The sequence below is a fragment of the Phytoactinopolyspora endophytica genome, assembly GCF_004138495.1.
GTDB lineage: Bacteria > Actinomycetota > Actinomycetes > Jiangellales > Jiangellaceae > Phytoactinopolyspora > Phytoactinopolyspora endophytica.
The window spans coordinates 85985-95901 of record NZ_ML142852.1; the positions used below are offsets into that span (position 1 = coordinate 85985).

At 66.7% G+C, this 9917-nt stretch carries 10 protein-coding genes and 1 pseudogene; 2 read left to right on the top strand and 9 right to left on the bottom strand.

Annotation, left to right across the window (positions count from 1 at the left end):
- Positions 1–779 (top strand): acyl-CoA synthetase family protein (locus ELR45_RS37290; protein WP_476704125.1); only part of this gene is annotated, 779 nt, incomplete at its 5' end.
- A gap of 77 nt (positions 780–856) precedes the next feature.
- On the opposite strand, the gene ELR45_RS34840 is transcribed toward ELR45_RS37290, so the two are convergent.
- The 5 genes from ELR45_RS34840 to ELR45_RS08760 form a co-directional block, all read right to left on the bottom strand.
- The gene (locus tag ELR45_RS34840; RefSeq protein ID WP_165367614.1) at positions 857–1033 is read right to left on the bottom strand and encodes a hypothetical protein; all 177 of its coding nucleotides are present in this window, start codon (positions 1031–1033) and stop codon (positions 857–859) included.
- Between the two features lie 288 nt (positions 1034–1321).
- Entirely contained in the window at positions 1322–2140 is an 819-nt protein-coding gene (locus ELR45_RS08745) for an ABC transporter ATP-binding protein (protein WP_205856267.1), read from the bottom strand.
- Positions 2124–3014, bottom strand: a complete 891-nt coding sequence (locus ELR45_RS08750; protein WP_129665221.1) for an ABC transporter permease — start codon at positions 3012–3014, stop codon at positions 2124–2126. Before ELR45_RS08750 ends, ELR45_RS08745 begins: the two co-directional genes overlap by 17 nt.
- Before the next feature lie 122 nt (positions 3015–3136).
- A complete protein-coding gene (locus ELR45_RS08755; RefSeq protein ID WP_205856268.1) occupies positions 3137–4264 on the bottom strand; it encodes a glycosyltransferase family 2 protein in 1128 nt (375 codons plus the stop codon).
- A gap of 128 nt (positions 4265–4392) precedes the next feature.
- The gene (locus tag ELR45_RS08760; RefSeq protein ID WP_165367615.1) at positions 4393–5907 is read right to left on the bottom strand and encodes an LCP family protein; all 1515 of its coding nucleotides are present in this window, start codon (positions 5905–5907) and stop codon (positions 4393–4395) included.
- 407 nt (positions 5908–6314) lie between these two features.
- On the opposite strand from ELR45_RS08760, the gene ELR45_RS08765 reads away from it, so the two are divergent.
- The gene (locus ELR45_RS08765; RefSeq protein ID WP_205856269.1) at positions 6315–7538 is read left to right on the top strand and encodes an LCP family protein; all 1224 of its coding nucleotides are present in this window, start codon (positions 6315–6317) and stop codon (positions 7536–7538) included.
- A gap of 15 nt (positions 7539–7553) precedes the next feature.
- Here ELR45_RS08765 and ELR45_RS08770 read toward each other — a convergent pair whose 3' ends face one another.
- The 4 genes and pseudogenes from ELR45_RS08770 to ELR45_RS40595 form a co-directional block, all read right to left on the bottom strand.
- Positions 7554–8363 (bottom strand): TIGR03619 family F420-dependent LLM class oxidoreductase, encoded by an 810-nt coding sequence (locus ELR45_RS08770; protein WP_129665225.1) that lies wholly within the window; start codon positions 8361–8363, stop codon positions 7554–7556.
- Between the two features lie 126 nt (positions 8364–8489).
- The gene (locus tag ELR45_RS08775; protein ID WP_205856270.1) at positions 8490–8774 is read right to left on the bottom strand and encodes an acylphosphatase; all 285 of its coding nucleotides are present in this window, start codon (positions 8772–8774) and stop codon (positions 8490–8492) included.
- A gap of 84 nt (positions 8775–8858) precedes the next feature.
- Positions 8859–9572 (bottom strand): pentapeptide repeat-containing protein, encoded by a 714-nt coding sequence (locus ELR45_RS08780; protein WP_129665227.1) that lies wholly within the window; start codon positions 9570–9572, stop codon positions 8859–8861.
- Between the two features lie 153 nt (positions 9573–9725).
- Positions 9726–9917, bottom strand: a pseudogene (locus ELR45_RS40595) (bifunctional acetyltransferase/tRNA (adenosine(37)-N6)-threonylcarbamoyltransferase complex ATPase subunit type 1 TsaE); the annotation flags it as partial.

Here is a 9917-nt window from a genome sequence, read left to right on the forward strand (position 1 = left end):
CCAGCTTCTCCGGCGGGACGGACTTGTGCACAGGGTTCGTCGGCCCGGCGCCCGACGTTCCGGTCTGGCTGGGTGAGCTGTCCCGACCGTCGCTCGGCGCCGCCGTCGCCGCGTACGACGAGGCCGGCCGGGCGGTCGTCGATGAGGTCGGCGAGCTTGTTCTCACCGAGCCGATGCCGTCCATGCCGGTCTCGTTCTGGAACGACCCGGATGGCTCGCGGTTGCGAGAGGCGTACTTCGATCACTATCCCGGGATCTGGCGGCACGGCGACTGGATCACGGTCACCCACCGGGGCTCCGCGGTCATCCACGGTCGCAGCGACTCCACCCTCAACCGGGGTGGTGTCCGGATGGGGACGGCGGAGTTCTACCGCGTGGTCGAGGGACACCCCGGTGTCATGGACTCCCTGGTCATCGACACTTCCGGCGGCGCGGCAGAGCGAAACGCAGGCAACGAGCGCACCACGACCGACCGAGGCGACGAGTCGGCGGCCCGCGAGGATGAACTGTTGTGCTTTCTGGTTCTGGCTCCCGGGGCAGACGCAGGCGACGTCGAGACCGGGCTACGCCGGGCGCTGCGCGCTGAGCTGTCCCCCCGGCATGTCCCGGACCGCTTCATCGTCGTCGACGACATCCCGCGGACACTCAACGGCAAGAAATGCGAGGTGCCGGTGAAAAAGATCCTTTCCGGGGCCTCACCCGAGAAGGCGGTCAGTCGCGAGGCGCTGCGGAATCCGGACTCTCTCGAGCCGTTCATCCGCCACGCGCGGTACAACTGACACGCCACATGACGCCTCCGCGGACACCAGCGCCGCTAGAGCACTCTGTGCGACCTCTTAAGCAGGAAGACGCCCTGTCACCGAGTGGTGCCCATGCCGACCACGCGCGCCACTCGACGGCGAACCGACGCCAGGCGGCGGGCGAACCGGTAAGAGCGGCTGCCGAGGATGGACTGCAGCCGACCTTCCATCTTGGCGAGCCTGGCCTCCGATGCGGCTAATCGAGCCTGTAGCTCCTCGATCTCTGCGCGCATACGACTCACCTCACTCGCGGTTCCATCGGCACGGCGCGGGCTCTGCCGAGGCACAGGCGCGGCTGGGCCCGAGCTCTCCAGCCGGCTGCTCATTTCCCGCCTCGGACGATGCACACGTGTGGGCTCCGGATCCGTCACAACCCCGTAGTCAACCTCACCTTGACGCACGGCCGAGACAATACTCAAGTCCATCACAGATTGTGAACGCTTTGGTCACACTCTGAGACGCCCGCAGGTCATGGAGTTGCCGGAGTCGCAGCCAGACGTCGCCACCTGACGTCTCAGCCGCTACATGTCCTCCAGGGTGAAGGCGTCCTCACCCACCTCGAGGAACTTCGAGTAGGCGGCGATGACCTCTTCGGGGTCCCCTTGCATCATGACCTGGCCCTTGTGTAGCCACAGACACTGGTTGCACAGCTTCTTGATACTGCGCATGGAGTGGCTGACCAGGAACATCGTGCCCGCGTTCTCAGCGACCTCACGCATCCTGCGCGCGGCCTTCTGCTTGAACTTCGCGTCCCCGGTGGACAGCGCCTCGTCGATCAGCAGGATGTCCGGATTGAGGTGGACGGCGACCGAGAACGCCAGCCGGCTGTACATTCCGGAGGAGTAGGTCTTCATCGGCATGTCGATGAACTCGCCGAGCTCCGCGAACTCTGCGATCTCGTCATACCTCGCGTTGAGCTCGTCATGGGTCATGCCCGCCGCAAGGCCGCCGAGTACGACGTTCTCCCGGCCGGACAGCTTCCGGTTGAAACCGACGCCCAGCGCGAGCAGCGTGCTCACCCGGCCGTGCACCTCGATCCGGCCTTCGCTCGGCGGCAGGATACCGGCGATGGCACGCATGAGGGTTGACTTGCCCGCGCCGTTCGACCCGATGATACCGATGCTGGTGCCGTGGTCGACCTCGAAGGACACATCCGTGAGCGCCTGGACGTTGTGGATCTCCCGTTTGCCGCGGCCGAACCGGCGCAGCGCGGACTTGAACGTCGGGACCTTCTCGAACGTGGTCCGGTAGGTGATCGACACGTTCTCAACCCGGACCGCCGGGTCCGATGTCGTCATGTCGGCATTGGTCACGGTCTTGACCTCAGAGACGGACGGCAAATTCGCGCTCCCTCGACATGAAGAACAATGCTCCCGCGACAAATGCCACCAACGACCACGACGCGCCGGCGACCCACCAGGCCCCTTCCGGGATCTCGCCGTTGATCAGCAGCGAACTCCATCCCCCCAGGATGGAGTACAGCGGGTTGATATGCATGACCCACTCGTGAATGCCGAGTTCTCGCAGCGTGCCCAACGGTTCGTCCGGCGTCCACAGGATCGGCGACATATAGAGCCACATCCGAACCAAGTACGTCAGGAAGTTGCCGATGTCGCGGAAGTAGACCTGCATCGCGGCGAAGATCATCGCCATTCCCGCACCGAACAGACCGAGCATGAGGAGGAACGCCGGGGCGATGATCACTTGCCAGTGCAATGGACGCCCGAAACTCAGCATGATGATGAAGAAGACGACGAGCGTCGGCAGGAACTTGAAGAACGCCGTGCGCACTTCCGCGAGAGGTAGCAGCAGCCTCGGGAAGGACATGTTCAGCAGCAGCTTGCCGCCGCCCACCACGCTCGATGCGCCTTGCCGCAGGCATCCGGCGAAGAAGATGTGATACGCGAACAGCCCTGCGCACAGATGGACGAAGCGTTCGACGTTTGCGTCATACGTGTTGCCGCGCCCACGAATGATCATGATCAGCGCGAAGTACACGCACGCAAGCAGCAGCGGGCTCAGGACAAGCCAGATCTGGCCGAAGAACGTGTTGACGTTGTCGGCCCGGATGCTGGCCCGGGACATCTCGGTAGCAAACGGCTTACGCTGCCAGAGCGCCCTGAAGTAGGGCCTCAGCCGGGGCAGTCCATTGCGATGCGGCTCGTAGACGTGCACCGACGAGGTGAACTCCTCATCGAGCCGAGTGGCGTTCATCTGCCAGTTTGCCCTTCCACTACGTCTGTCTGCTGAATGGCGCTGCGGCGAGCCACCGATTCGCGCGTCGGGTCAAGGGTAGACGACCGGCGACCTAACCGCCGACACGCACACCGCCAGAGCTACCCATCGCCCTGCTGTACATCCCATTCTCCGCGACGAACCCGGGCACCTGTGAGGAACCCCACGCCCCAGCTGAGGTGGATGGTGGCCAGCACCGTCGGCATCCAGCCCCGGGCGCGCACCGGGAGCCCCCGGCCGATTGCCAGTCCACCCAGCATGACGCCCGCCGCGTAACCGGCCGGAGCGAGCCAGCCGAGCGCCAGCCAGCCCGGCGCCCCGGCAGCTGCCGCGATGCCGGCTCCGCTTCCTGCCCCGACCGCCAGGACGACGGCCGGCGCTGCGAGATATCGTGTGCTGGCCGTCTCCGGGTAGGCACGCACCACCTCACGCCGCCACTGCCCGGTCCGCAGAAACTGGCGCGCCAACGCCTTCAGGTTCGGCCGTGGCCGGTACGTCACCGTGAGGTCTGGCGTGAACCATACGCGCTCACCGGCGGCGCGGATCCGGTAGTTCAGCTCCCAATCCTGGGCACGCACGAAATGCTCGTCGAAGCCGCCCAGCCGGTCGAGGACCTCACGCCGGAAGACCCCCAGGTATACGGTGTCCGCCGGCCCGGCCGGACCGCCCACGTGGAAACGGCCGCCGCCGAGCCCGAGCTTCGAACCGTAGGCGCGAGCGACAGCCCGTTCGAAGTGCGTCGTTCCCTCTGCGTGCATGATCCCGCCGACGTTGGCCGCGCCCGTCTCCTCGAGCACCTCGACGGCCCGGCGGACGTAGCCGTCGCTCAAGATTCCGTGCCCGTCGACGCGCACGATGACACCGTGGCGGGCCGCTGCCAAGCCGGCGTTCAGTGCCGCCGGCGTCATGCCCGCCGGGTTGTCGACCAACCGGATCCGGGCGTCATCGCGAGCCAGATCGGCAGCGACCTGGGCAGTGCGGTCTCGTGACGGCCCGACCGCCAGGATGAGCTCGAGCTCTCCCGGGTAGGCCTGTGCCAGCACTCCGGCGACCGCATCGGCCAGATGCCGTTCCTCGTCCCGCACCGGCATGATCACCGAGACGGACGGCCAGTCGCGATCCATCGCACCCGTGGCCGGTTCGGTCTCCGGCTCAGGGCGGGCGTCACGACGGTCAGGCCCAGCAGAAGCCGCGCCGGCGGGAGACGTGTTCGAGGAAGGAGTGTCCATGACGGCGAGCACACTACCTCGCCGGCGGTGCACGGCTGCACGCGGACCCGCTCAGTCAGGGCCGGCAGCTTTCCTCCACGGCATTCCCGACGACGGTGCCCGGAACGGTCTCCCGCGCGGCGGCCGGTTCACTCGTACGAGCAGGCCGATGAGACGCCGACGGGGTCGCCCCCACTCGTCTCCTCGTCCGAGGAGCCGCTGTCACCGCCCCTGGCCTCTGAGCCGTCGGCTCCGTCGCCACTGGGCTCGTCCCCGCCGGGGTCATCACCATCGTTGTCACTCGTCCCGCCGTCGCCCGAGCCGTCACCCGAGCCGTCGCCCGACGCCACGTCGTCATCGCCCGCCGCCGGCTGCTCCGACGTGTCGCCGTCGCGACCGGCGCCAGAGAGCAGATCCGCGGTCTCCTGGGCTATGAGATCGAAGTCCGGATCGGCCGGCACGATCAGCGGTGGCACCAGCTGCAACGACATGAACTCCTGGCCCTTCGCCTCGAATGCCAGGTCGACGAGCTTCGTCAGGTCCTGTTGGGGGATGTCGGTACTGACCATGTCCGACGACGCGTCGGCGAGTTCCAGGAAGTTCATCAGTACCGACGTCGGATCGGCCTCGTTGAAGAGCGCTCCGATCACACACGTCTGGCGTTCCATGCGGTCGTAGTCCGACGTAGTCTCCCGGGAACGGGCGTACCACAGGGCATGGTAGCCGTCCAGGTCCTGAACCCCGGGCTCGAGCACCCGCCCCTTCTCCCCGATCGGCAGCTCCTGGTTGACGTTGATCGTGATACCGCCCAAGGCGTCGATCAGGTCGCGGAAGCCCATCAGATCGACGGCCACGAAATAGTGGATCTTGATCCCGAGAGTGCCCTCGATCGCCTGCTTGACGGCGGTGGGGCCGGGACCCGACGGGCCCTCGAACATCTCCGGGTTCTCTTCGCCGTAGGTCCAGGTCGCGTTCAACAGGTAGTCCGAGCGATCGCCTTCCCCGCTGAACCCCCGCGGAAACTCTGACGCCGCGGGGGTGCCACTGGGGAATCGAGCGTTCTCCAGGTTGCGTGGCAGGCTGATCAGGGCAGGCTCTCCCGTCAGGACATCGACGGAGACGACATGGATGCTGTCCGGCCGAACCCCCTCGCGGCCGTCACCGGAGTCGGCGCCGAGGAGCGCGATGTTCAGGCGGCCGTCGCTCGCGGCGGCGACCTCACCCGACGGGAACATCCTCACGACGAGGTCATGGGCGGCCTCGGCGTACCGTGCGGCCACCACGAACGGCGTCGATACCATCGCCGCCAGGGCCACCGTCGCTCCGACCATGATCAATCGGTGCTTGCGGTTGAGCCCCGGTGGGTGACCGAGCCGCCACGCGTCGATCAGGATCGCCACCCAGGCCAGGGCCAAGCCGAAGGCGAGAACCCGTACCGAGCTGAGGATCCAGGGCTGCACGGCCAGTTTGGCGATGTCATTGGTCGACATGCGTATTGCTACGAACAGCGCGACGACCACGACGACACCCCACGTGGACAGGGCGATCTGCCCGGCCCGGCGGTTCCCGCGCAGAAGTTGAGCACTACCGGGGGCCAGCACCGACATCCCCACCAGAGTGAGCGAACGCCTGAATCGGGTGGCTTCGGCATGCTCGCGCCGCATCGACCGCGACCGTTGCGACGGCCGGCTTGGCCTGGGCGGATGGGGCGGACGGCGTGGGCCACGGGAGTTACCCCGACCTCGTGCCGTAGGCGCCATATCGCGTCCCCCATGACCTTGTCACACCGGCGCCCCCGTAGCGCCGACGCGGCCAGTATCACCACGACGGACGGCCGATCGTTGGCGACGCGCCGAGTGCACTGGCGTACCTGCTGTCACATCAGTCACACGACCTTATGCCAGCCGGCATGCAAGCCACGACATTACCGAAGCCGTGACCTGCAGAGAACTATAGCGTCATATAGCCGTGCTCCTAGGAAGCCACACAGCGTGTCGCAAAGCAGCCGCCGCGAGAGGACACATCCGCACAAGGGGACACATCCGCACAAGAAGCAGGTACCGTTCCTCTTGTGAGCGAGCAGCATCATGACCAACAGGTGGCCGGCGAAGCGAAGTCCGGCCCCGTCAAGGTCAGCACCTACTCGTCTGGCAATGTACCCGGCGTGTCCTATCGAGGTGGCTACGCACACAGTCCGCGAGACGGCGAAGACGAGCAGGCACCTGCCGCCACGCCACGACAGCCGGCGCCGGCCGGTGGTACCCGCGTCATGCCCGCTGAGCGGCCGAGCGAGACGCCACCACCGTCGCAGCCGCGGCAGCCACGGCGCTCCGGCGGACGCCCGAAGAAACGCCGTTCCGGTTTCGTGCGGTTCCTGCGCTGGTTCCTGGCGATCCTGCTCATCATCGTCATCGCGTTGGTGGGACTCGCCTGGTACGCCTGGTCGCGAATCGAGAAAGTGGACGCGATCCCCGACGACCACGGATCGGCCAGCTCCGACGGGCAGGTCTTCCTCGTTGTCGGGTCCGACAGCCGCGGCGACCTCAGCGACGAGGAACGGAGCGAACTCGGCACCGGAACCGCCGACGGTCAGCGCGCGGACACCATCATGCTGCTGCACGTACCGTCGGGCGGCAACCCGGCCCTGATCAGCATCCCGAGAGACTCTGTCGTCGACATTCCGGGGCAGGGATCCGAGCGGATCAACGCCGCATACGCCTTCGGTGGCCCTGCCCTGCTCGTCGAGACCCTGGAGGCCAACACCGACGTCGCCATCGACGACTACGTCGAGATCGGCTTCGGCGGGTTCGCCGACATCGTCGACGCGCTGGGCGGCGTCGAGATGTGCCTGGAGGACGCGATCGAGGACGAGAAGGCGCACATCGACCTGCCGGCCGGTTGCCAGGAGCTTGGTGGCACGGACGCCCTCGGGTACGCCCGCGCTCGTTACTTCGACCCACGCGCCGATCTGGGCCGCGTGGAGCGGCAGCAAGAACTGGTCTCCGCGATCGCCGACAAGGCGATGTCGCCGGGCACGCTCATCAACCCGATCGAGTTCTCCCGCACAGCACTGGCCGGTGGTAACTCGCTGGTCCTGGACGAGGACACTGGGCCGCTGGACATGTGGACCTTCATCAGGTCGATGACCAAGGTCACCGGCGACTCCGGGGACACCCTGACGGTGCCGATCGCGAGTGCGGACAACACAGTGACCTGGGACGACGCGGCTGCCGGAGAGCTGTGGACGGCGCTACGAGACGGTACGGAAGTGCCGGACCACCTGCTCGAGGAGTAACGCCCCGGCAGAGGTTCACAGGGCGGCCTCGGCGAACGCCACCATGCGCTGTCCATACCCGTCGATCGAACCGAACCATACCGCCACGTGGTCGGCGCCCGCATGGGAGAGTTCCTCGACGTGCGCCGCCGCGTCCGCAACGGACACGCCGGTGTCCACGCTTATCCGGGTACCGATCTCGACCTGCCGGTCGGTCTGAGCCCGCAGGGCAGTGACACGGCTGCGGAGACCGGTGGCGTCGAGGCCGACGCCTTGCCAGATGTCGGCATACCGGGCGGCACGCCGGACTGCCGCGTCGGATGTGCCGCCCACCATGATCGGCACCGGTCTCGTCGGCGTCGGCGCGAAGACCCCGGTCTGAAACCCGTAGGTCGGACCCTCGAACGGCCCGCCGCCGGAGTCGTGCAGGTGCCGGATCAGCCGTAGCGCCTCGTCGGTACGAGATCCCCGCCCGCGGAACTCGGCACCGAGGGAGTCGAACTCTACAGCGTCCCACCCGGTGCCCACACCGAGAATCATCCGGCCAGGTGCCAACCGTTCCACCGTCGCTACCTGCTTGGCGAGCAGGAACGGATCTCGTAACGGCACGATGAGCACCGAGGTGCCGAACCGGATGCGGCTCGTGGCGGCCCCGATGGCGGTCAGCATGACCAGCGGCTCATAGACACCTCCGTACGTCGGACCGTACGGCTTGGGCGGGAGAAGGTGGTCAGGCAGCCAGACCGCGTCGTAGCCCAGCTGCTCGGCTTGGCGCGCCAGCTCGACGATGCGGTCCGGCGGCGCGTCAATGGACTCGTTCGGGAGAACGGCGTGAATACGCGTCATACCAGAACGGTAAGGCTTCACATGTGCGTGGAAGGTCAACGTGAGCTAGCTCATGCACCACCCGGCTGTCGCATTCTCGATCCGGGTGTGACACATCCAGACTTACAGCCGCCGGTAGCGTGAGCGTCAACCCTGCCGGACGCCGAAGCCGGCGAGTCCTTCGAACGGTTCCTCTGCAGTTTCGACGCGTTCCACCTGCGCGGAAGGCGGGCCCTGACGCGTCCACGAGATCATCGAGCCGACACCGTCGACCGTGCCCTCGAAGACCGCCTCGACGGCTCCGTCCGGCCTGTTGCGGACCCATCCGTTGACGCCGTGACGGCTCGCCTCTCGGCGGCAGGTGTCGCGGAAGAACACTCCCTGAACCGTGCCATGGACTACCACACGTCTCCGAATCATCGACGCACTCATACATTCCAGCGTGCAACAACGTCCGACCGTGTCGCCACGAGCGACGCCCTGATATCGCCCGAGCCGGCACGACACCAGCGGCTGCTAGCCATCGACGACGATGCCCAGCTGGCCGAGGAGCATGGCAGCCTGATCCTGCGAAATGGTCGCGCCGGCCAGCCGGTGGGCGTCCTCCATGGGGAAGTCGCCGAGATCGGCGCCGCGAAGGTCGGCACCGTCGAGCTCGGCCGCACGGAGTTCGACACCTCGAAGCCGGGAGTCGACCCACACGGTCTCCCGCAAGTCCGCCGCCGCCAGGATCGCATCGTCCATCCGCAAGCCCTCGAGTGTCTGGCCTCGCAAGCTGATGTTGGCCAGCCCAGCCAGCATCAGATTGCATCGGGAGAACCGGCAACCGAGTCCGCGAGCGTCCTCCATCCGGACGCCGACCATCCGGCAGCCGGTGAACTCGGTACCTGCCACCATGGCCCCGGCCCACATCGCGTTGGCCAGGTCGACGCCCGTCAGCTTGGCATCGGACAGATCCGCCTTCTTGAACACGGCTCTCGCCGCGGAGCCTCCGTTCCATACGGACCCTTCCAGCTCAGCTTTGAAGAAGTTCGCGTTGTCGAACCGGCAGGCGTCCAGAGTCGCTCCCACGAGCCACGCCTCGGACAGGTCGGCCTCAGTGAAGTCACACCGCCGGAACACCCGCGGGTGATCAAGCTTGACGCCCAGCTCCTCAGAGAGGTCACGCTCGGAAAGGTCGGCATCGACGACCTCCAAGCCACCCGCCAGTTTCTCATCGAGGGACGTCATCGCGGTGCACCTACATTTCACAACAAGCCGTCAATCGGCGTGGACAACTTCGTACTCACGCGGCGCCATCGAGGTCACCGGTCTCGCATGTCGGAGACCCTGGCCGTGCCCAAAGCGCGGCGTCCGGTCAGCGACATCGACCTTCCTAACAGTTCAGGCCGACAACGTCTCCCGAAGGTCAACCTCGTCCCAGCGGGCTCCGACCCCCGAAACACGTACCCGACGCACGTCAGCGGCTTCCGGGGCGGCCGAGGTCGAACGGTCGATATGGACCTCCAGCCGCTCACCGGCCAACCCTTCCGCGAACCCCTCGCCCCACTCGACCACGGTCACCGCCTCGTCGAG